The following is a 24587-nucleotide window of genomic DNA, read 5'->3' on the forward strand; positions in this document are numbered from 1 at the left end:
TGTTTCCAATAGTTCAAAACTAATTTAAGACTTGTGCTTTTAATTGTTTAAGTTTTTTCATAATATTATTTTTCCCTCGACCGAAATAATCATATAAATTCAGGTATTCTTTGTACATTTCATCATAGATCTTTACATGATTTGGATTAGGGACAAATGACTCCTCTTTTAAACGCGCCATGCTTGATGCCGCCTCCGTAATTGTTGAATAACCACCTCGTTCAGTACCTGCTACTACGGCACCAAACATCGCTGAGCCTATTGCAGGTGTTAAAGTAGTATCGGAAATTTTTATTTCCATATTTGTTACATCAGCATAAATTTGCATTAACATACGGTTCCTATGTGGTAAACCGCCACATGCAACTAACTCATGAATGTCTACTCCTTGACTCTTCAACGTATCAATAATTAAACGTGTTCCAAATGCAGTTGCTTCAATTAAAGCACGATAAATTTCTTCCGGCTTCGTTAACAATGTTTGACCTACTATTAATCCTGAAAGTTCGGTATCTACTAATGGTGTTCTATTTCCATTATGCCAATCTAATGCTAACAAGCCACTTTGACCCGGTATAAATGTATCCGCTTTCTTTTCTAGTAACTGATGTATACTAATTCCACATTCTTTCGCTTCTTCCATGACAGAAGTTGGAACACTGTTTTCGACAAACCATGCAAATATATCTCCAACAGCAGCTTGCCCTGCTTCATATCCATAAAACCCTGGAATAATCCCATCTTCTACAACACCACTTATACCATCAACAAGTACTTCTTTCTCACTGATTAACATATGACACGTCGAAGTTCCCATAACCATTACCATTCTGCCTGGTGTGGCAACTCCTGCTCCTGGTACACCAGCATGTGCATCAATTGCACCAACTGCGACAGCCGTTCCCTTTTTTAAGCCTACTAAATTAGCAAACTCTTCTGTTAATTCACCTGCTTTTGTACCAAGGGAAACTACATCCCCTCGAAGCTTTGTCTCATAGAGATCAGAAAGATCTGGGTGCAAAGCATTTAAAAATTCTTGTGATACATATCCTTTTTGTTTATGCCAAGTTCCTTTATATCCGGCAGCACAACTATTTCGCACCACATTTCCTGTCATTTGTGCAGTAACCCAATCTGCAGCTTCCAAAAATAGATATGTAGCTTCATAAACGTCTGGAGCTTCATCTAATACCTGCCAAACTTTTGGGATAGCCCATTCTGAAGAGATTTTCCCACCATAACGCTTTAACCACTCTTCACCTCTTTGTTCCGCAAGTTGATTCATTTTTGTTGCTTCATCTTGGGCAGCATGGTGTTTCCAAAGCTTTACCCAAGAATGTGGATTATAGTTCCACTCTTCTTTTGTACAAAGAGGAACTAAATCTTGATCTACTGGAAGGATTGTACATGCAGTAAAGTCAATACCTACTCCAATTACATCTTCAGCTCTTACTCCAGATTGATTAAGAATGTTAGGGATTGATTCTTTTAATACAAGCAGATAATCGTCTGGGTGTTGCAAAGCAAAATCATTTGGTAATTTTTCTAACGAATTAGGAAGCTTCTCATCAATTACCCCATGTGGATAAGGAGTAGTGTGTTTCGCCACTACTACTCCCGACTTGATATCAACAAGAACAGCTCTTCCCGATTCTGTTCCATAATCAACCCCAATTGTATATTTTGACTGTCCCAATTTACATCCCTCACCTTTGGTATAGTTAATTGCTAATAACCACTTCTATCCCCTGATTTTCAATTGATTTTACAAGAGCGTCTTCTATCCCATTGTCCGTAATGATTCTATGGATTTTTTCTAAAGGTGCAGTTTGTATTAGTGCTTTTACATTTAACTTACTACTATCGACCAGTAAATTCACTTGACCGGCAATTGAAAGTAACTTCCTTTTAAACATTGCTTGCTGCTCATGACTTTCACTAATACCCCAATTCACATCAAATCCCTTACACGATAGAAATAATTTTCCGATATGAAGGCCTTCTATTGAATTTTCAGCTGAATGGCCAAAAAACGCGTGATGGTCTGCATTATAGTAACCTCCTGTACAAAGCACAGAGACATCTTGCTTTTGACCTAACTCTTGAACGACAAAGAATCCATTTGTGAGAACAGAAACCTTTTTATCACCAATATTTTTTGCTAACTCAAGACAGGTTGAACTCGAGTCCAATGCGATAATATCCCGATCATTAACATAATTAGCAGCCATTTGACCAATCTTTATTTTTTGCTCAATGTTTTTGACCGTTCGTTCTAAAAACGGCAATTCAATTGAACTTTCACTTAAAGGAACAGCACCTCCGTGAACTCTTTTCAGTTGACCCTCAGCTTCTAACTTTTCTAAATCTCTTCTAATTGTTTCTTCAGTTACTCCAAAAACCTTACTTAATTGAGCAACACGTACTGCTCCAGAATTAGTTAACAGTTTAAGAATTTCTTTTTTTCTATTCATTCCAAGTAAACCTTCCTGTGAGACGACTTTTTTCATTGTACTCACCTCCACCTATTTATTTTTTAAGTCCAATTTAATATCCTGATATTACCAGACTTACACCTTGATAAAAATTCCCCCTGAAAGATCTTTGTTCAGGGGGCAATTGATATCATATTATCGATATAATGGTCCAAAATTAGTACATGCACGATAATCTGAAGCTTCTGCATCCGTTGTACCAAACATACCCCATGCACTTGGTCTAAAAATCTTTTCCTCAGAAACATTATGCATATTAACTGGAATTCTTAACATTGAAGCGATGGTTATTAAATCTGCACCTATATGACCGTAACTCATAGAACAGTGGTTTGCTCCCCAATTGTTCATTACCGAATATACATCCTTAAATACACCTTCTCCAGTTAGGTTAGGTACAAACCAGGTTGTCGGCCATGTTGGATCTGTACGTAAATCAAGCGTATCATGAACACTTTCTGGTAACTCAACAGTATAGCCTTCTGCAATTTGAAGAACCGGCCCAAGCCCCTTAACTAAATTTATTCTTGCAATTGTTACTGGCATCTCTCCTTCTGTTAAGAAATCCGTTGAATATCCACCGCCTCTGAAATATTCAGTAGAGGCAGGTCTCAACAATGTAGCGTCAAGACAGTCTTTAACTTCTTGCTCTGTTATTTCCCAGAATGGTTTCAGAACAGGCTTACCGTCTTTTCTTTGTTTTCCAGTACCATCAAGAGCTGCTGGACCTGAGTTAATTAAATGGATAAACCCATTCTTTGATTTACCCTCTACTTCATGACCTGTAACGCGTTTTACAGCATCAGGACTCCAATAAGTTCTAACATCAGCAAATACCTGTGCAGTATTTGTTAGTAAATAACCTAAAAGCATAGTTACACCGTTTAAACTATCGTTTTCGGTAGCTACAATATACGGAGCTCTAACTCCATTCCAATCAAATGATGAATTTAAGATTGCTTCCATAAAATCTCCATTTGGAAAATGATCAGTCCATTGACGTTGCCCTTGGAATCCTGCAGCAATTGCATTATGCCCCATTGCTTCTTCACCGTAACCGATTTCCTCAAGCTTTGGATTACCAACCATTAGATCCCTGGCAATCAACGTCATTTTCACACTAGTTTCTAAATCTTTTTCCTTTTCTTCATCAGTTCTCTTGTGGGTATCTTTATTATTATCTTCTCCCATTTTACAGTTCTCTTTTACCCAATTTAATGCCAAGTCATATTCTTCTTTATCATAAATCTCTTTATCAAATCTTCTAACAAATTCAGTCATATCAATATATTCATTTCTCATTCCTAAATAGTCTTGGAAAAAGCTTTCGTCAATCATACTACCAGCAATCCCCATTGAAACTGAACCCATAGATAGATAAGATTTGCCTTTCATCATTGCTACTGTTAAACCTGCTTTTGTGAAACGCAATAACTTTTCTTGAACATCTTCAGGAATTTCTGTATCTCCAACATCTTGGACATCTTTACCATATATTCCAAAAGCAGGTATACCTTTTTGATTGTGAGCAGCTAGAACAGCAGCTAAATATACTGCTCCCGGGCGATTCGTACCGTTAAAGCCCCAAACTGCCTTAGGAATAGAAGGATCTGTATCCATTGTTTCTGTGCCATAGCACCAACACGGTGTTACCGTTATAGAAACACCTACTCCTTCTCTAGCAAATTTTTCAGCAGCTTGAGCAGCTTCTGCAACCCCTCCAATACAAGTATCTGCAATAACACATTCAACTTGTTCTCCATTATAATATGATACATTTTCAGTAATTAATTTAGCAACTGATTTAGCTAAGTTCATTGTTACCTCTTCAAGTGATTCTCTTACCCCATTACGTCTTCCATCAATTGTCGGACGAATACCGATTTTAGGTAATTGACCATAGTATCTATTGTTTTTGTTACTCATTTATTTTTCCTCCTTCAATAACTTCAATTTAGATTAATTTTAAAAATCGATTATAAGCCTCGCTTAAGTTAATTTGATTTTGAGGGTAATACGTTTTAGTTGAGAATGATCTTTGGACAATTTCTCTTGCTTCCTGAATATCCTTAATTTCTCCTAAAGCAATCCATTGCGATAAAGCGTTTCCAATTGCACTCGCTTCAACTGGACCAGCATGTACAGTACGATCAGTTGCATTCGCAATAAATTGACATAATAGGTGGTTCTGTATTCCACCCCCACCCATATGTATTTCTTCTAAAGAAGTATTGGTCAAAATTTCAAGTTTTTCTAAAACCCATTGATACTTAAATGCTAAGTTTTCTAAAATACATCTAAGTATTTCACCTTTCGTTTCAGGTGGTGTTTGACCCGAATTTATACAATAATCTTGTATAGCCGTTACCATATTTTTAGGGTTAAAAAAGGTTTGATCATCAGGATTAATAAAATGTTGTAACGGCTTAGCCTCATTCACTAATAAATTTTGTTCTTCATAGCTAATCCCATGACCTTCTCTTTCCCAAACTTTATGACATTGTTGTATTAGCCATAAACCCATATTATTTTTTTGTAGTCGATAATGACCTTCTAATGTCCCCTCATTTGTAAAGCCCCAGGCAAGAGCATCCTCAGATACAACTGGTTGTTCTACTTGAATACCTACTAATACCCATGTTCCACAGCTCATAAAAGCTGTGTTTTTCTTATTGATTGGTAGAGCAGCAAGTGCACAAGCCGTGTCATGACCTGCAATATTAATAACCTGAACAGGATCAATTTGAAGTTCTTTATTAATTTCTTCAAGTGTAGGTCCCAATATTGTACCTGATGGTGTAATATCTCCTAAAATATCTACTGGGATATTTAATTTATCAAGCATTTCAGTGTCCCATTTTTTTTGTTTATAACTATACAACTGGCTCGTAGATGTAATGGTAAATTCATTTTTCTTTACTCCTGAAAAAAAGTAACTTATTAAATTTGGAGTAAATAGGAGACTTATTGCACCTTTTAAAAGGTCAGGTTTTTTCTTTTGTATTGTATAAAGCTGACAAATTGTATTTATTGGAGCAGGCTCTACACCAGTTCTCGAAAACAGTTCACTTTTGGAAATTTCTTCAAGCATTTCTTCCATTCCGTCTTGAAAATGTTCGTCACGATAAGAATATGGATTTCCTATCAATTCTCCAGTGGGAGATAACAACCCAAAATCAACCCCCCATGTATCAACCCCCATACTCATAACATCCTTATGTCCCATTTTGACACTTTTGGTTATTCCATTTTTCATTTCTTGAAAGATTCTTAGAATATCCCAATAATAATGAGTATTTATATGTACTGGGGAGTTAGGAAAACGATGAATTTCTTCCAAGTTTATCTTTTCGCCATTAAAACTTCCCAACATTAATCGCCCATTGGATGCACCTAAATCAAAAGCCCATACTTTGCCCATAAATACACACCCCTCAAACAACGATCGTTACTTGGCATCTTTTAATAGATTGGAACGATATCTTTCTGATGAAAGATTACGCAAATCTTCTACTTCAATATCTGTTAAAATACGTGGTGAACCAACAGTAGAGGCAATCGTAAATACCTTTGCTGATTCTTCGATAATTTGCATAAAGAAGTAAGCCTCTTTCATCGTTTTTCCGACTGTAAGTACTCCATGATTCCTCATTACCACAACATCTGTATCTGGAATAACTTCTCCAACTGCATTGGCTAAAACCTCTGTTGTAGGAATGAGATATTCAAGATAAGAAACATTTCGTATCATTGCTGGTGCATCCGGAAAAAGCATTGGAATATCATTACCAGAGCTTGATACACCTACTGAGTAACTCGGATGAGCGTGTAACACAGCAGTTATATCAGAACGTTTCCGATAACATTCTAAATGCATTAATAACTCAGATGATGGCTTTAAATCTCCTAATACCTCTCCTGTTTTAATATCCACTTTTACCCATTGGGTATCATCAATTTCTTGGAGATCAAATCCACTAGGAGAAATATACATATACTCCCCATCTCTCATACTTAGATTTCCACCAGCACCTACAACTAAGGCTGTTTCCACAATTTTATTTGCATACATTTTTAACTGTTGTTTAACACCTGACATTTCCCATCCTCCTTTGCAAAATAAAAACTATAAAGTAATTAATTCTTTTTTCCGAAGAGATTGATAGACAGCATCTATAACTCTCATATTTGCTAAAGTATTCTCTTCAGTATAAGAAGGACTAATTTGATTTAAAATGCAATCCGAAAAATGCTCAACCTCAGCCAAATACTGATCTGTACTCACAAGATATTCAGTACTTTTATATTCATTTTTTACTATTACACTTCCAATATGTCCATTTAAATCAGGTCTAAAAGCATGAGGTACGCTAATACTACCTTTTGTACCAACTATTTCGTATTCATTCCTTAACGTTCCTTCGAAGCTGCAGTCGATAGTAGCCAAGACATTATTAGGAAACTCCATAATCATTGTGGCTGATGTATCAACACCATTTGAACTTAGCACACCTCGAGCTGTTACATGAGTCGGTTCTTTCTCCAAAATGTACCGAATGGAATTTATACAATAACACCCAACATCATAAATTGAGCCGCCTCCAAGGGATGGATTTAACCGAATGTCATCACTTTTATTTAATAAATTAAAAGAGAAACTTGAACGAATAATTTTTATATCCCCTATTACATTATCATCGACTAATTCCTTAACTTTTTTATGCTGTTCATGAAAGCGATACATAAAAGCTTCCATAAACAAAACATTATTTTTTTTACAAGTAGAAATCATTTCTTCCATTTGACTAGCACTTAATGCTGCTGGTTTTTCACAAAGAATATGCTTTTTTGCTTTAGCCGCTTTAATCGTCCATTCGTAGTGCATATTATTTGGAAGTGGAATATAAACTGCATCAATTTCAGGATCTTCTAACATCTCTTGATAGTTTTCAAAAAATTTCGGTATTTGCAGATACTCTGCTGTTCTTCTTGCTTTACCGCTACTGCTAGCAATAGCATGAACTCCCCCGTTACTAGACCGTTTTATTGCTGGAATAACTGCATCTATTGCAATATTAGCCGTACTTAGAATTCCCCATTTTATCCTCATAATTATCTCCCTATCATCTTATTTAAAGAATAGTAAAACAATAGTTTAGGTCTTTAAATATTTGTGCTGAGTAACATTAAGATTTAAACACTTTGCACATGTAGTTTAATTGTTTTTCATAACAGAAAACATTTGCTAAATCTTTTGTTTTATTTGTTAATGTTGATTATAAACACAAAAACAAACATTTTCAATATAAAAAACAACATTTTTTTGATTGTAAGCTCCTTTATTATTAAGAGTTATGTACTATTATATTATTTGGTTTGAATAAGGGGGCTGCCCCTTAGAGCATCCCCCACTATTATACTTATTCGTATAACACTGCCTGAATTTCTTCATCATCAATATTTTCTTTATCGTACCAGTAGAAGCCCGTGTCGATTGACTCTTCTACTTCTTCTCCCTTAGCTGCTTGAATTGCGGCTTTTACAGTTTCATAACCAATACCGATTGGATTTTGCGTGATAGCTCCCGCCATTGTTCCATCTTTAATTGCTTCGATTTGTTGTTTTCCAGAGTCGAAACCAATTACAACAACTTCTCCATCTTTGCCTAACTCTTTTACAGCATTAACTACACCAATCGCTGAACCTTCATTTGCCCCATAGAAACCTTTTACATCCGGATGTGCAAGTAAAATTGCTTTTGCAAGGTCAGTTGATTTTAAATGGTCTCCACCACCGTATTGAATATCAACGATTTCAATATTCGGATATTTTTCTTCCATTTGATTTACAAAGCCATCACGACGATCTATTCCTGTAATACTTGTTTGATCATGTACAATTAATGCGACTTTACCTTCTTCACCGATTAGCTCCGCCATTTTATCTGCAGCAAGAGCTGAAGCAGCTTTATTATCAGTTGAGGCTGTTGATACTGGAATTTCACTATCTACACCAGAGTCAAAAGCAACAATTGGAATATTCTTTTCTTGAGCTTGTTGCAATAATGGAATGGAAGCCTGACTATCAAGTGCAGCAAATCCAATTGCACTTGGTTGATTATCAAGTGCAGCTTTTAACATTTCAATCTGTTTATCTACCTGTGCTTCTGTTTCAGGGCCCTCAAATGTAATCTCCGCCCCAAATTCTTCAGCAGCTTGTTCTGCTCCTGTTTTTACCGCTTGCCAGAACTGATGTTGGAACCCCTTTGAGATAACTGGAATATAAAGTTTGTCACTTCCACCTTCTGCAGATTCATTTGTCCCTTCAGATCCACTTGATCCCTCTTGTGTACCTGATGATGAGGAATTACACCCCGCTAATGCTGTTAGTGCTAACAACATTAACATCATAAAAATGGCTAACTTTTTCAAACTGCTTCTCCCCTTTTGTTATCATTTATTTTTATTTAACTCCTAATGGAGATTAAACCAGATTTATAGTTTTATGCTTTCTTTCTTCTTAAGATATCTGCATAAACCGCTAATATAATAACAAATCCTACAACAACAGTTTGCCATTCTTGTGGAACTGATAAAATTCGTAGGCCATTCGTTAGAACACTCATGATTAGCGCTCCAATTACTGTACCTACAATCGTTCCTTTACCACCACTAAGTGAGGTTCCACCAATTACAACTGCTGCAATTGCTTCTAATTCATACCCCATCCCTAACGCAGGCTGTGCAGAATTTAATCGAGAGGCCATTAGTACGCCGGCAATCCCCGTAAATACACCAGCCATTGTATAAATAATGATTTTCCATCGATCAACATTAACACCTGATAATCTAGTAGCTTCTTCATTACTGCCTAGAGCAAAGTTATATCTTCCAATGATTGTTTTACTCAAGATTAAAGATCCAATGATGGCTACAGCAAAAAAGATAATAACACCATTCGGAATTCCGAATCCAGGAATTATATTTCCTAGAGAAATATCAGAGAAACCTGGAGAATCTGTGAAGTAGATCGGCTTTGTTCCAGAGATTACTAGAGCTAGACCTTTAGCAATCATCATCATAGCTAATGTTGCAATAAAAGGTGGTATTTTCATTTTGGAAATAGCTAGACCACAGAGAAATCCACAGAATGCACCTGTAAGAATTCCCCCAATTACCCCAATTAGAGTTGGTACACCCCACATAGTTATAAAGACCCCTGTCATTACAGAACACAATGTCATAACCGTACCAACTGACAAATCAATTCCTCCGGTAATAATAACGAACGTTGCACCTAACGCAAGGATACCAATAACTGCTGTAGAAAGAAGTATTCCCACAATATTTGAAAATTGTAAAAAGTTAGGTGATGCTAAAGAAAAAATAATGACCAAAAGTATTAAACTAGCAAATGCTAATAATTGTTGTAACATTCCAGATTTAATAGGTAGTTTTTTACTCTTTAAAGGTACATTTGTCGTTGTTTCCGCCTTCATTTTTCTCCCCCCATTAACCTTTTAACTTATGCGTTTTGTCGCATAGCTCATAATCGCTTCTTGTGAAGCGTTTTCATAACTTAGTTCACCAGTAATTCTCCCCTCACACATAACAATGACTCTATGGCTCATGCGAAGAATCTCCGGTAATTCAGATGAGATCATAATTATAGATTTCCCTTGTTTCGCTAACTCATTTAGAAGTTTATAAATTTCTCCTTTTGCTCCAACATCGATTCCGCGAGTTGGTTCATCAAAAATCAAAACATCACAATCACGGGTTAACCATTTTGCAATAACCACTTTTTGCTGATTACCACCTGAAAGATTCTTCAAGAGCTGATTAATGCTAGGAGTTTTTACCCCAAGCTTCTCTACCATTTCTTTGGAAACTTCACTAATTTTATCATCATTAGCCCAACCAATAGGATTTAAAAACTCTTTAATAGATGAGATCGCTATATTTGTTTTCACATCCATATCAATCATTAGCCCAAATCTTTTTCTATCTTCTGATAAGTAGCCTATACCATTTTCAACAGCATCATTTGGACTTTTAATCTGAACTTTTTCTCCATTAATAAAGATTTCACCAGAATCGATTCGATCGGCCCCAAAAACGGCACGTGCAACTTCGGTTCTACCTGCTCCCATTAATCCAGCAAAACCAAGTATTTCTCCTTTCTTCAAGTTAAAGTTTATATCTTTTAGAACTTTACCACGGTTTAGATTCTTAACCTCTAATACTACTTCATCAGTAACTTTCTCTATAACTGGTTTTGAAGTACCATAAATCTGACGACCAACCATTAATGAGATAATCTTATCAATAGGAACCTCTTTTGTAATGACCGTATCTATGTATGCGCCATCTCTCATGACGGTAATACGATCTGTTATACGCTTTAACTCATCCATACGATGTGAAATATAAACAATTCCTACACCATTACTACGTAATCGATTAATAATTTCAAATAAGGTTTCAATTTCTGAATCAGTTAAGGCAGCAGTAGGTTCATCCATTATTAGTACTTTCGCATTAAAAGACAGAGCTTTTGCAATTTCAACCATTTGTTGCTTAGCAACTGTTAAATCAGAAATCAATGCACGAGGATTTAAATTTAAATTAAGTTGATCAAAAAGTTCCTGTGTTTTTCTATTAAGCTCGTTTTCATCCAAAAATAATTTAAACTTACTTCTTGGCTCACGACCTATAAAGATATTTTGAGCAACTGTTAGATCGGGCATTAAATTTAATTCTTGATGTATGATACTTATCCCTAAATTTTGTGCCATTTTAGTATCAGTGATTTCCACTTCTTTTCCTTGATAAATAATTCTACCTTCGTCTTTTTGATAAATACCTGTAAGCACTTTCATTAAAGTCGATTTTCCAGCCCCATTTTCACCAAGTAATGAATGCACTTCACCAGAGCGTAATTCAAACTTTACATCAGATAGCGCCTTAACACCTGGAAAGCTTTTAGAAATTCCCTCCATCTCGAGTAAAACATTACTCATATTTTCACCATCCTTTATTTTGTTATATGTAGTACCTATCTGTGTTCTTTTGATAAAACCAACAAAAAAAATTTTATTCTGAGGTTAGTCAGTAACCTTCTATTATTATAAAATATTAAACAAATAATTATGTTGGTTTTTTCTTTGTTTTTCTTTATTTAACTTCGTTAATGTTGATTATAAACAAATAGGTTCCTAAAATCAATCTTTATTTTTTAAAAAATCAAAATAATGAATACGCTTCCAAAACCACCTTTTCACATATTTCTATATATTTATTAGATTTCCTCTATTTTTACCAAAAAAAAAGAAAAATACCCAAGAAAACTGAAATTATAGTTTTTGGTATTCTTCTATCTTTTATGTTTTCTAACATTAAATTATGTGATAATATGAGAAAATCTTTTTTACTATTCTAAATACGCAAATCAATATCTTTTAACTTTACATACAGTTCTTTGAATATTTTTAGTCTTTGTTGATAAATATCACCATGTTTTTCTAATGGCTCATAATGTTCCTTAAATCTTATTAATTTTTTCCCTTCTTCATAGTTACGAAATAAACCAACTCCCACTCCTCCAGCAATAGCTGCACCAAGTGAAGTTGCCTCAGAGCTTTTTTCACTTAAATAAACTGGTCTTTGTAAAACATCACTTAGTACCTGGTTAAAGACCTTATTGTTTGACATTCCACCGATTAAATTATACTTAGTAACTGGATCAGAATAATTTAATATTTCTGCGATTCCGGTAAGGGAAAATGAAATGCCTTCCAAAACTGCCTTCAATAAATCAAACCTATTATGGTTTAAGCCTATTCCAAAAAAGCTGCTCCGGATCATATCATTCCATATTGGTGAACGTTCTCCTAGTAAATAAGGATGATAGATTACACCATTTGCGCCTGGGGGTACTTTAAGCAGTAACTTTTCAAATCTCTCATATTCTGGTTTTGATTCCAAATTCACCCAATCCGTTAAGGTAGAGAATTGTTTTATTGCCCATTCGTATGCTGCGCCAGCTGTTTTCATTGTCCCAAGTACATTATAATGTTTTTCATTTAAATCACAGATAGTAAAGACTCTCTTGTCAGAATCAATGAATGGCTCATTCGTAACTTTTGAAACCCAAGCAGTAGTCCCAATATTGATATAGCTATCTCCTACACTAAAACACCCAGCACCAATTGTCGCACATGCTCCATCTCCTCCTCCTATAACAACAGGGGTTCCTTGACGCAAACCAGTTTCTTCATGTACGTCTTTTTTAATATGACCAATTACTGATGAAGAAGGCAGAATATCCGGCATTTTATTTTGGGAGAGTTTTAACTCTGAAAAAAGCGGGTATTCCCATTCTTTTTTGGTTAAGTTCATCATTCCTGTTAACGAAGCATCCGAATAATCAGTAACACCAAGTGTTCCTGTCATTCGATATGCTAAATAATCTTTTGCTTGTAAAAAATAAGCAGTTTTCTTATAAACCTCAGGTAAATACTTTTTCAACCAGTATATTTTCAGAACAGGGTAGTGAGCATCAATTCGATTTCCAGTTATCTTGTACAAATGGTTTTCATTTAATATTTGAAAAACATCTGGTTCTACAGATTTACTCCTTGAGTCAGCATGAATAATAGAATTATATAATACCTCTCCATCCTTATTAACAGGCAAACATCCGTTCATATGGGCACTAAAAGAAACGACAGCAATGTTTGTTGGTGCTACATTTTGTAAAACTTCTTTTGTCGTTTCTATAACATTATCCCACCATCCATTTGGATCCTGTTCCGCTACTCCACCCTCTCCATATTTCGTAACTGTTAAGCGAGTGCTCGTTGCTATAATCGTACCGTCGTCTTGAAAAACAGTACATTTATGATTTGTAGTTCCAAGGTCATGAGCTAAAATATAAGACTTCATGATATCACCTTTCTTAATTACGATAATAGAGATCTAAGATCGGCAAACAAATCTATTAAGTTTTTATATTATTAACTTATGTTATTCTAAATTGGAAGTTACTAGTGTTTGATAAGTAGTCCAGTCTTCGCTAAATTGTAAACGACCTTTATCTGTCATAGGGTGCTCAATCATTTGCATTAACACTCGGTAAGGCATAGTTACCGCTTTTGCTCCTAGTGATGCAACATCAACAATATCATGACTTCCCCTTAAACTTGCTCCAATTACCTTTGTGGAAATATTTTGAACCTGAAATACATTTACTATCTCTTGAATAAGATTCAAACCGGACAGGCCAATATCATTTATTCTACCAACATAAGGACTAACATAGGCTGCACCTGCATTCGCAGCTAAAATTGCCTGTGAAACTGAATAAACAAGTGTCATATTTGTTTCAATTCCTTGATTCGTTAGAACTCTTGTGGCTTTTAGGGCTTCTACACACATTGGTAACTTAATAACTGGCTTGTCTAATATTTCAATTATTTGAAGTGCTTCCTTTACCATTTCATCAGATGTTTCACTTACAACTTGATACCATACCTTCCCATTAACAATTGAGTTTATCTTTGCCAAGACTTCTTTGTGTGGTAAGTTTTGTTTTGATAAGATTGATGGATTGGTAGTAACTCCATCCAAGATAGATAAAGATTGAGCCTCCTCGATTTCATTAAAATTTGCTGTATCAATATAAATTTCCATTATTATCAATCCTTAATTTTAATATTTTTTATTTCAGAAATTTAAATCTCAAGTTTTACATAGTTTTATTCCTTCCATGTAACTAGGACGTTTTTATTTGGACAATGTTTATCAATAAGTTAAATTAACTGTAAAACTACTAAAGTCTCCCCTGTATCTAGCTATCGTATATTCAAAAGGTTGATTATTCTTTAAATAACCCGTTGTTTTGATTGACATAACAGCTGCACCAATTTCTAGACTTAGACTTTCTGCATCTTTCTCCTCCACATTTATTGCCTCTAAAACTCGTGTTGCCCTATCAATCTGTAGATTATATTTACTACATAATAATTCATAAAGAGATGAATTTGTTAAATCATCATCTTTTAATGAAGTTGCCAGTTCTATTGGAACATATGTTGATACTAGAACAATAGGCCTGTTTTCAATTAATCTGATTCTTTCAATATAAGTAAATCCTTTATAAGAAGTTCCAAAAATACTTTCTAACATTGGTAAAGGGGCTAATTGTTTTTGAGTGACAACCTGAGTTGTAAACGGAAGCCCCATCTGCTTCATATCATTATTAAAGCTTGTTAAAGTTTCCAAAAATTGTTGAAATACTTTCGGTTTGGCAACAAAAGTTCCAAGACCTTTCCTTCGAATTAATGATCCATCATTTACAAGCTCATTAAGTGCTTGTCGAACAGTAGGTCTACTAATTTCAAAAGTTTCGGAAAGCTCCCTCTCTGAAGGAATAGTATGCTCTGGTTGCAAGTATCCATTTTCAATGGAGTTTTTAATAATATCCTTTAGTTGATAATAGAGTGGAAGTGGACTTTCCTTATTTATCTTTCCTTTTAGCATATTGTTTTTCACCTCATCATCGTTGGTAAAGTTTTATGTTAAGATGATAAGTTGTCTTTACCACTAAGTTAATTAAATCATAATTTATTTCTAATTTTCAGTCAATAAAAAATTGATATTCCATAATAAAATTTTATCAAAAACAAACAGCCCCTTTTTGGGCTGTTTGTTTTTTCATTTAATTCAGGTCTAATGAATATCGCTAAATTGCTTTTCCTCAGTATCCAAAGAATGAAAAGCATAGTTATCTTCATTCAAATATAAAGTTAATTTTTGTTCTGGATAAATAAGATCAGTTTCAAGATCATTCCATTCCTGCAGAGACTTTATTGATACATCATACTCACTGGATAGTCCCCAAAGAGTATCACCTTTAGTTACCGTAATTACCTTCTTCTGAACTTCTTGTTTTTTTATCTTGTTTTTCTTAGATTCTTCTTGTATTTGATTATGATCTTTATTTTCCATTTCCTTCTTTTCTTGATTAGCATGTGCAGTATGAGATTCTAATACAAATAATGGATCTAATGCGTGTTCTTTTTCATACGTCCATTCACCTTCATGTAATTCAAAATGTAAATGTGTTCCTGTAGAAATTCCCGTGTTACCAATAATCCCCACTACTTGTCCCTTTTTAACAGTCTCGCCTTCTTCAACATTTCTTTTACTTAAATGAGCATATACTGTTTCATAGCCTTCTGGATGTTCTATAAAAACAACGTTTCCATATGAATCTGAATAATAAGATTTTGTTACTTTTCCAGCTGAAACAGATACAATCTCCTCACCCTCTGGAGCAGCAATATCTATTCCTTTATGTTTTCCATGTCGTGTTCCGAATGTATCTGTTATTGTCCCATTAACAGGTTGTACCCATTGATCTTCCAGCTCTTTTATGTATGATTTTGCTTGCACATAATTCTTTTCTATTACTAACATCCCAATCACCATACTCAATGTTAATAAAACTAAACTCATTCTTCTAACTAGCATTTTTCTCCTCCTGTTTCATTTTTTGGCTTATAGTTTTTATTTAATAGCCATATCTATAGAATTTTCCGAGGAATTCCCTTTTTACATTAACCATATCTATAAAATTTACTCAATGGTCATTGTATAAAGGCCCGTCTTAAAAAAGAACATGTGTAGTATGTAACATTATTTTCCTAACTATACATAAAAAGAGACTCAAAATTTTGAGCCTCTTTCGTTATTTAATCGGATTTGGTGAGTATGGTACCTCAATTGGGTTTGTAATATCCATAACACCAATTCTTTCTTCATTTATCCCATTAAACTTAACTGTTTTATAACCAAACTCTTTCGCGGTTAACAAGAGTGATTCTAACATCATAATACTTTGTTCGTTGTTTTCAATTTTTGTCTTATCATCAAATTCAATATTCAGTTGATTATCATTTTCTCTAATATTAATCATTATATTATTTCCAATAGATGGTGATAAATTGTATTCTGGTAATCCATTCTTCATTAAATCAATTGCTTCAATCATTGTCTTCAATGGATCAGGCGAAGGGACTAGTAGCTTTTTTGTACTCTCATCGTGTTGATATATCAAGTAGGCTTTTTTCCTTAATTGAGGAATATCTATTTCGGTGACCAATCCTGAATTTCCGAATAAAATACCTTCCTTCCCATTTGTTGAAAGATTTGCCTTTTTCACACCAATCCAACGAAATGTTTCTTGAATTGTTTCCTTAAACATCACCTCTCCTGAAGAAGAAGTGATGCCTCCCTCTCCTTTATAATCAATATAAATTTCTGAAGGGTCTTCTTTTGTAGAAAGTTCCGAATTCTTAAGCTCAAAGGAAACTGGTCCTAACTCATCAAAGAAATCCTCGGGTATAAACTCAAGTATTCTCTCTAGTTTTTCTTCGTTGTTATTTCCTTGCAAAGTAACTGGAATAACATTTTGAGCCATTTCATCAGTTAACCCAACTGTTACAGTTCTTTCAGGATCAATAGCATTTGTGACATAAGTGATGTTTTCTTCCTCTAACAATGTTTTCTCTTCCATGTTTTCTGTATCAAGAGCGATGCTTTCATTTTGATCCTCAATTATTGTAGATTCATTTATGTTTTTTTCCTCTACTTCTGATGCTTCCGATGCTTTTTGTGCTTCTGGTGCCTTTGCCATTTCATTTTTTGAGGTTTCCTCTGAAGATGTAGTGGCCATATCCATTGCGCTTTCCTCACTAGAGGAGGTGAAGCCATTAAATAAATATGGAGTCATAATCGCAAAGATCATAAGAGCTGCAACAGTTGCAATTGCAGGAGCAATCCAGGTTTTCGTTCTCTTTTTAACACGTTGTTTATATTGTATCTGTTGATAAATTTGATCAGCAGTTCGTTTATCCTTGACAGAGGGTAACTGCTGTAAAAGCTGCTCAAGCTGGTCTTCATTCAACTCCCGTTTTCTCAATCGAAAGCCCCTCCTTTTCAGACAAATTGTTTATATGTTTTTGCAATTGCTTAATTGCACGGTGTTGTGTTGTTTTTACTTTACTCACAGTCCAACCTAATACCTCTGCTGTTTCCGTAATCGATAACTCTTGAATATATCGTAAAATTACGACACTACGTTGATCAATTGAACAAGAATGTAACGCTCGGTATATCCATTGAACTTGTTCATTTTGAATAGCGACTTCATCAGGTAATGGTTGTTGTTCATCTTCAATCTGTTGTTTATCCCAATCAAATCGCTCTAGTATTCTTTGACGGATTGTTTTTTGTTTGCGAAACCAATCAATAGCCACATGTCTCGCAATAGAAATAAGCCATGTTTTTTCACTGCTTCTACCTTCAAATTTGTCATACGATTTTAATACACGAATATAAACTTCCTGAACAAGATCCTCTGCTTGTTCACGGTTTTTTACCATATAAAACAAAAATTGAAAAAGATCATGATGATATTTTTCATATAATTGTTGAAAGGTATCCTCCATGAATTACCCTCCGTTCATAAATATAGTCGTAAAGAACAATGTAAGGTTTCACCTAAAAGGTACGTAATTTAATTGAAATATTTATGTAATATTTGCCATAACTATCTTCTACTTTACCATGTTTTATAGAACTATTATATAGTTTATAATCGTATTCTCTTAAACTTCTAATTACTATAAGATCTTTATCATTTCACCATTTAGTAGGGGTCTTTACCTTTTATTACATCTATCTTTGACTCCTGGCTGATAAAGGCTCATGTTTTTCAAAAAACAAAAAATCGCATGCTTAACAAGTAGCATACGATTTTTTCCTATCCGTTATATTATATTAATCATTAAGAATCTTTTTTCTCTTTACTAGAAGACTTCGTTTTGAACACAAGAGCACTTCGCTCATATTCAACGTCCTTAACACCTAATCGATGATTGATTACCCTTGCAATGGCAAAAAAATAGTCCGACAATCGATTTAGATATTTTAATACAACTTCGTTTATTTCCATCTCTTTTTGTAATGAAACGGTGCACCTTTCTGCCCGTCTTGTGACAGTTCTTGCGATGTGAACAGCTGCTGCAGCAGGGCTTCCACCTGGAAGAATGAATCGCTCTAATTCAGGGGCTTCCTTTACATAAGCATCAATGCGATTTTCTAAGAACTCAACCATTTCATTGTTTGCTTTATAAGGGTATTTTTCTTTCACAACGGCTAAATCCCCCCCACAATCAAACAGCTCATGCTGGATTTTTTCAAGCTCTTGATATATATCCTGAAAAAGAGGTTCTGTCAGATGTGTCATCGCTTGACCAACAAAGCAATTAGCTTCATCAATTGTCCCATAAGCTTCTACACGTAAATGATCTTTATCAACACGTCCTCCTATTATACTCGTTTTTCCACTATCACCTGTTTTTGTATATAAATTCATTTGTATCACTCTCCACATTTTTTAACTTACTATTATTAAACCATGTGTATGTTTTAAGGTCTAATGAATATATGCTAAAAAACAGACAATCTTGTTTCTTATGAAACAAGATTGTTCGTCAGTATTATTCAGATTCTAGCTTTTTTCGAGGTAAAAAGAAACTAAATGTCGTACCTTCACCTATTTTGCTATGAACAGTTATTTTTCCTTGGTGTGCTTCAACAATGTTTTTAACAATCGCTAATCCAAGGCCTGTACCAGCTCTTCCTCTTGTTCTTGCTTTGTCTGCCTTATAAAAGCGTTCAAAGACAAATGGCAGATCCTCTTCAGGAATTCCACTTCCAGAATCTTGTACATCCATCGCTAAGCCATCTTTTTCTGATGTTACAGTTATCGACACAATTCCATTTTCATTCGTGTGACGAATGGCATTATCTATTAAGTTCGTAAGCACCTGCTCAATTCGATCTGGATCTATTACATAATTGGTTTCATTAAGATGAATATCTGTTTGAAGATGAATCATTTTATCCTTAGCAGGACCTTGAAATTTTCGGCTTATTTTGTCAATAAACTGTGGTATAGATACTTCATCCAAATTCAAGGATATATGTCCTGCTTCCATTCTAGCCAAATCTAATAATTCGTTAACAAGTCTTCCCATTCGTAACGATTCATCATATATAACTTGAGCAATTTCCTTTTTCTCATCTTCCGTACTTGCAATGTCGTCAACGATGGCTTCACTATATCCTTGCAACATGGAAATAGGTGTTCTAAGCTCGTGACTAACGTTAGCAATGAAATCCTTTCGCAGCTTATCAAGTCGACGTTCTTCTGTCATGTCTCGTAGAACTGCAACAGCTCCTCTTACATATGATTGATTATATAAGGGTGTCATTAAAATAACCCAGCTTCTTCCTTGTATCATAATTTCAGTCATTTGTTCTTTTTCAGTATTAACAACTCGTTGAAATAAACCTTTTGCTTCAGGTGGGAGCTCTTCATCATTTTTGACTTGCATTCCCTGCTCGTAATACCAGGCTTGTAAAAATCTTTCAGCAGGTGGGTTTGTTACTAAGATCGTACCATCAATATTTAAAGTGATAACACCATCAGCCATACTGCTTAAAATATTTGTTAAATGCTCTTTTTCCTGATTAAGAGCGTTAATATGAAACTTAAGCTGTTTTCCCATCTGATTAAAGGCTATTCCTAACTCCCCAATTTCATCGTTTGACATAATAGGAACTTTTGATTCAAATTTCCCTCTTGCCAGCTCCTGAGCTACCTCACGCATTTTTCTTAATGGATAGGTGATTCTTGTTGATAAGAAGAAGGCAAAAATAGTTGTTAAGATGATGGCAACTCCAGCGGCTAGGATGATATATTTTGTTGTCTCTTTTGTTGTTTCATGAACAGCTTGTAGAGATTGCGAAATATAGACTGCTCCTTTTTCTGTTTCTGACACCTTATATGGAATACCAACAATTAGTACCTCATCTTCACCGTTAGCAAAAACATCATTTGGAGAATCTAAATTTGTACGTTTACTAATTTTTTCTCCTGCTGTAAGAGGTAATGATAATTCTTGATCATCTTTTATATCTTCAAATTCTAAATGAGGCAGATCTTCGTCTATGATAGGCGAGTTCCAGTAAGAATCTTTATCTTCAATAATTAAAATATGAGTTAATTCATCTGTTAATTCCCACGCAATTGATCTTGCTAAAGATTGATCCTCGTGACTTTCCATTATGGCAGAAACCTTTGTACTTAATTGTTGCAATTCATTTTCGGCTTCATCCACATGATAATTCTCAATGAACTCTAGCATTAAAATCGTTAATACAAATAAAACAAAGGAAACGAGTAAAAGTATCGTTCCCCACAGTTTCCCTACTACACTTCTCCAGAGAATCATGTATGATTTACCTCAAATTTATACCCTACTCCCCACACCGTAACAATCATCTTTGCTGCCTCTGGAGAAACTTTACTCAACTTCTCTCTTAATCGTTTAACATGTGTATCCACTGTTCGTAAGTCACCAAAAAATTCATATTGCCATACTTCCTTCAATAACTTTTCCCGATCATACACTTTATCAGGAGTTTTAGCCAGAAAATACAATAATTCATATTCTTTAGGAGTTAAACTAACTTCATTTCCATCTGCAGTTACTCTATGTGCATCATGATCTATTGATAAATGAGGAAAAACGATTACATTTTTTGCTTTTGTTTCTGTTTTTAAATATGAAGTTTGAGAAGATCTTCTTAGTAATGCTTTTACCCTTAGAACAACTTCTCTCGGGCTGAAAGGTTTTACAATATAATCGTCCACACCCGCTTCAAAGCCTTGTACCCTGTTTGCTTCTTCACCTTTTGCTGTTAACATAATAATCGGTGTTGCCTTTCTTTCACGTAATTGCTTGCATACCTCAACACCATCAATACCAGGCATCATTACATCTAACATAATTAAATCGTATTCATTGTTCAATGCTAATTCAAGTGCTTCATCACCGTTCTCAGCTTCTTCAATTTCATAATTTTCTCTTTCTAAATACATCCGTAAAAGTCGACGAATTCGATCTTCATCATCAACGACTAAAATTCTGGCAAATTGGTTCTCTTCCATAATAAGAACCCTCCTTATAGGTAAGTGTTTCATATTTGGTATCTAATTATTATGTATGTACTAAGAGTATAACAAAAAGCCTTCACTGCAAAGAGTGAAGGCTTTATTAGCAGTGTTTATACTGATTGTATGTTTATAACTGATTATTTTGCTATTATTAAGCCAACTTATAGCAATTATGCATATGAGTGTAAGCCTGCAATAACTAAGTTAACAAAGATCAAGTTAAACATGATGATCGCAAAACCTACAACTGCAAGCCAAGCTGATTTTTCCCCATGCCATCCTTTTGATAATCGAAGATGCAAATAAGCTGCGTAAAATAACCATGTTATAAGAGCCCATACCTCTTTTGGATCCCAACCCCAAAACCTTGTCCAGGCAATCTGAGCCCAAATCATCGCAAAGATAAGTGCACCAAGGGTAAACACTGGAAATCCAATTGCTACAGAGCGATATCCGATTTCATCAACAAGCTCAAGGTTCACATTTTTGGTGAATGGCTTTATCATTTGTCCGATGCGTTTTCGGAATATAAGTCGAACTAATCCATATAGAATTGTACCAACAATAACTGACCATATAACTGTGTTAAGTTTTACTGCAGAAATGATTGCAGGCATCTTAACTAATGGTTCAAACTTTCCATCTGTCACTAGTTCACCCTTATGCGGTCCTACTAATGCCGGTATCGTATAAGTCATAACAGCTTCTTGCTCATTTTTATCAATCCAATTAAAATCTGCTTGATAATCAAGACCTCTAAATGTACTTGTTATAATAATGAATCCTAGTGTTACAACAAGGACGTACATAATAGATTCCAACCAAAAGGTTTTCTTTGATGCTTTTGTTTGATCAACAACTGTCACAAGGTGAATAATTCCTGCCACAGCACTAATAGCTAAAATCGCTTGCCCTAAGGCAGCTGTTGTCACATGAATATATAACCAATGACTTTGTAGTGATGGGATTAGTGGATTTATATCCGTTGGAAACATACTACCGTATGCAATAATTAATACGACAATAGGTAGAGTAAATAAACCTAAAATTGCCACCCTATAAATAAAGAATAAGATAATAAAAGCAAGAACAAGCATCATACCAAAAGCTGTTGTAAATTCAAATAAGTTACTAACAGGTGCATGTCCTGATGCAATCCATCTTGTGATGAAGTAACCTAGTTGTGATAGAAAACCTAAGATGGTTGCTGCAACGGCTGCAATTGTCCACTTACTTATTTTATCCGATTTATTTCTTTTATCACGAATGGAGCCACCGAACAAAAAGATAGCAACTAAATAGATAATAAAAGCAACCTCTAATAATGTACTACTTAATGCTGCCACAATTTCCCCTCCTTTAACATTATTCTTTTTCTTTCTGATCTTTAGGCATATTCAAAGTGGTATCTTCTACTAGACTTTTAAGCTCTTTAGATAGACCATACCAGTTTTTATTTGTATGACCCGCAATTAAAACTTTGTCATCTTCACGCTTAATCCAGATTCGTCGGTGATTCCAATACATCCCTTGAATGACACCGATCATAAAGATCGCTCCACCAACACCTAGTATCCATAGTGTTAGATCTTTTCGAACAGTCAGCGCTGTCAAATCTTTCGTTTCTATACCTTCAAATTTCATTTTAAATTTATTTTCGCCTGAAGGTTCAATTGTTTGCTGAATAGCTACAAAACTTGACTCTCCCTCAGGAGTCTCAGGAGTGAACATTTTAAAAACAAATGCCGGATTATCAGGTATTCTCGTTTTCGTGGCAGGAACGCCCTCTTCATCAAAATAGAAGTCTGGTAAATATGTTGAGATTTCAACTTTATATCCATTTCCTAAATCATATTTTGTTTGAGGATCTAAAAGATCTACCGTGATTTTCCCATAGATTTTTTCTGTTTCTTTATCTATTAAACTGAATGTCATTTTATTTAGTTCATTTAGTTTATAGTCCACTTGATAAAGAGAAAATGATTCAAATTTCAACGGCTCATTTACTCTAATTTCTTCTTCCTTAACTTCTGTTAACTCAGGCGTTGCTCCGTGTACAATTTCCCCTTTTCTTTCATACAAGACAACATCTGATTGGAAATTTTTCACTACGCTACCGTCACCAACACGTGTAATTGCTTCTTCAAAAACTTCACTTTCTTTGTTTTTCTCGTAAACTTCCATAATAAAATCTTTGTTTTCAAGATAATAACGACCTTCGGTACCAGGGATAACCGCTGTTTCCCCTTCTCTAACCCAAAGTACCTCATCAACATACATTCCTGGAACAAAGCGAAGCATAGCACCAAATAAAAAGAGTATTAGCCCACAATGATTCACATAGGGACCCCATCTTGAGAATCGGCCTTTTTCAGCTAAAATATTTCCGTTTTCCACCCGAACACGATAGCGCTTTGAAGTTAGGCGTTTCTTTAGTAATTCTACATCATATTCTCTTGTCGCTGTGGAAGAATACAGCCTTTGGCGTTTCATAAATGAGGAATGTCTTGTAACACCTTGCTTTTTTAACGCTTTGTATAAAGGAACAAAGCGGTCTAAGCTGGCTATTACTAAGGAAATCCCTATTGATGCTACTAAGATCATGTACCACCATGATCCATATAAATTATGAAAACCTAATTCATAATAGATTTGGCCAAGAAAGCCATATTCATCTTTATAAAACTCACTCGCTGTAACAGATCGTGGGATGTACATCTCCTGCGGAAACACAGTTCCCAACGCAGAAGCTAATAAGGTTAAGAAGATTAACCACACACCTACCTTTACAGAGGAAAAGAAGTTCCAAATTTTATCGACAAATGTTTTTTTATATGTTTGAGAGCGTCTTGCAGACCCTTCGTATTTCATATCCAATAGTTTTTTATCTTCTTTTTTCTCTTTTTCTCCTATTGGATTACCACAAGATTCACATAATAGAGTTCCTTCCGGATTTGCATGACCACACTCACATGTTACCTTATTCATGCTGAAAACTCC

20 protein-coding genes are annotated in these 24587 nt (G+C 34.8%); all 20 read right to left on the reverse strand.

From position 1 onward, the window contains the following. Window positions 1–19: 19 nt before the first annotated feature. The 20 genes from LPC09_RS16300 to resB all read right to left on the reverse strand — a co-directional run bounded on the left by LPC09_RS16300 (window position 20) and on the right by resB (window position 24575). Window positions 20–1696 (reverse strand): ribulokinase, encoded by a 1677-nt coding sequence (locus tag LPC09_RS16300; protein WP_231307806.1) that lies wholly within the window; start codon window positions 1694–1696, stop codon window positions 20–22. Window positions 1697–1721: 25 nt separating this feature from the next. Next, window positions 1722–2510, reverse strand: coding sequence for a DeoR/GlpR family DNA-binding transcription regulator (locus tag LPC09_RS16305; RefSeq protein ID WP_231307807.1), 789 nt, complete (start codon window positions 2508–2510; stop codon window positions 1722–1724). 120 nt (window positions 2511–2630) lie between these two features. Beyond that, the gene (locus LPC09_RS16310) at window positions 2631–4421 is read right to left on the reverse strand and encodes an L-fucose isomerase (RefSeq protein ID WP_231307808.1); all 1791 of its coding nucleotides are present in this window, start codon (window positions 4419–4421) and stop codon (window positions 2631–2633) included. Window positions 4422–4449: 28 nt separating this feature from the next. After that, window positions 4450–5916 (reverse strand): rhamnulokinase, encoded by a 1467-nt coding sequence (locus tag LPC09_RS16315; RefSeq protein WP_231307809.1) that lies wholly within the window; start codon window positions 5914–5916, stop codon window positions 4450–4452. Window positions 5917–5943: 27 nt separating this feature from the next. Next, on the reverse strand, window positions 5944–6594 hold the full coding sequence (locus tag LPC09_RS16320; RefSeq protein WP_098796177.1) for a class II aldolase/adducin family protein: 651 nt from the start codon (window positions 6592–6594) through the stop codon (window positions 5944–5946). 27 nt (window positions 6595–6621) lie between these two features. Then, window positions 6622–7605 carry a Gfo/Idh/MocA family protein gene (locus LPC09_RS16325; RefSeq protein ID WP_231307810.1) on the reverse strand — a complete coding sequence of 328 codons (984 nt, stop codon included), beginning with the start codon at window positions 7603–7605 and terminating at the stop codon, window positions 6622–6624. 310 nt (window positions 7606–7915) lie between these two features. Further along, window positions 7916–8896, reverse strand: a complete 981-nt coding sequence (locus LPC09_RS16330) for an ABC transporter substrate-binding protein (protein ID WP_442920044.1) — start codon at window positions 8894–8896, stop codon at window positions 7916–7918. A gap of 101 nt (window positions 8897–8997) precedes the next feature. Next, window positions 8998–9993, reverse strand: a complete 996-nt coding sequence (locus LPC09_RS16335) for an ABC transporter permease (RefSeq protein WP_231307811.1) — start codon at window positions 9991–9993, stop codon at window positions 8998–9000. 21 nt (window positions 9994–10014) lie between these two features. After that, a complete protein-coding gene (locus tag LPC09_RS16340) occupies window positions 10015–11517 on the reverse strand; it encodes a sugar ABC transporter ATP-binding protein (RefSeq protein WP_231307812.1) in 1503 nt (500 codons plus the stop codon). Window positions 11518–11932: 415 nt separating this feature from the next. Continuing rightward, window positions 11933–13441 carry a xylulokinase gene (locus LPC09_RS16345; protein ID WP_231307813.1) on the reverse strand — a complete coding sequence of 503 codons (1509 nt, stop codon included), beginning with the start codon at window positions 13439–13441 and terminating at the stop codon, window positions 11933–11935. Between the two features lie 81 nt (window positions 13442–13522). Then, a complete protein-coding gene (locus tag LPC09_RS16350) occupies window positions 13523–14188 on the reverse strand; it encodes a transaldolase family protein (protein ID WP_231307814.1) in 666 nt (221 codons plus the stop codon). A 111-nt stretch (window positions 14189–14299) separates the two neighbouring features. After that, window positions 14300–15037 carry a GntR family transcriptional regulator gene (locus tag LPC09_RS16355; protein ID WP_231307815.1) on the reverse strand — a complete coding sequence of 246 codons (738 nt, stop codon included), beginning with the start codon at window positions 15035–15037 and terminating at the stop codon, window positions 14300–14302. A gap of 189 nt (window positions 15038–15226) precedes the next feature. Next, window positions 15227–16030 carry a peptidoglycan DD-metalloendopeptidase family protein gene (locus tag LPC09_RS16360; RefSeq protein ID WP_442919990.1) on the reverse strand — a complete coding sequence of 268 codons (804 nt, stop codon included), beginning with the start codon at window positions 16028–16030 and terminating at the stop codon, window positions 15227–15229. A gap of 217 nt (window positions 16031–16247) precedes the next feature. Continuing rightward, the gene (locus tag LPC09_RS16365; protein WP_231307816.1) at window positions 16248–17480 is read right to left on the reverse strand and encodes a hypothetical protein; all 1233 of its coding nucleotides are present in this window, start codon (window positions 17478–17480) and stop codon (window positions 16248–16250) included. After that, window positions 17458–18009 carry an RNA polymerase sigma factor SigX gene (gene sigX, locus LPC09_RS16370; protein ID WP_231307817.1) on the reverse strand — a complete coding sequence of 184 codons (552 nt, stop codon included), beginning with the start codon at window positions 18007–18009 and terminating at the stop codon, window positions 17458–17460. Before sigX ends, LPC09_RS16365 begins: the two co-directional genes overlap by 23 nt. A gap of 338 nt (window positions 18010–18347) precedes the next feature. After that, window positions 18348–18938, reverse strand: a complete 591-nt coding sequence (locus LPC09_RS16375) for a cob(I)yrinic acid a,c-diamide adenosyltransferase (protein ID WP_231307818.1) — start codon at window positions 18936–18938, stop codon at window positions 18348–18350. A 124-nt stretch (window positions 18939–19062) separates the two neighbouring features. Beyond that, window positions 19063–20862: an ATP-binding protein gene (locus LPC09_RS16380; protein ID WP_231307819.1), complete on the reverse strand. Its 1800-nt coding sequence runs from the start codon at window positions 20860–20862 to the stop codon at window positions 19063–19065. Then, complete coding sequence (locus tag LPC09_RS16385) at window positions 20859–21581, reverse strand: response regulator transcription factor (protein WP_231307820.1); 723 nt, start codon at window positions 21579–21581, stop codon at window positions 20859–20861. The genes LPC09_RS16380 and LPC09_RS16385 overlap by 4 nt, the downstream gene beginning before the upstream one ends. Before the next feature lie 176 nt (window positions 21582–21757). After that, window positions 21758–22933 carry a c-type cytochrome biogenesis protein CcsB gene (ccsB, locus tag LPC09_RS16390; RefSeq protein WP_231307821.1) on the reverse strand — a complete coding sequence of 392 codons (1176 nt, stop codon included), beginning with the start codon at window positions 22931–22933 and terminating at the stop codon, window positions 21758–21760. Between the two features lie 19 nt (window positions 22934–22952). After that, window positions 22953–24575, reverse strand: a complete 1623-nt coding sequence (gene resB, locus LPC09_RS16395) for a cytochrome c biogenesis protein ResB (RefSeq protein WP_231307822.1) — start codon at window positions 24573–24575, stop codon at window positions 22953–22955. Between the last annotated feature and the right edge of the window lie 12 nt (window positions 24576–24587).

It is taken from the genome of Metabacillus sp. B2-18, assembly GCF_021117275.1.
Lineage (GTDB): Bacteria > Bacillota > Bacilli > Bacillales > Bacillaceae > Metabacillus.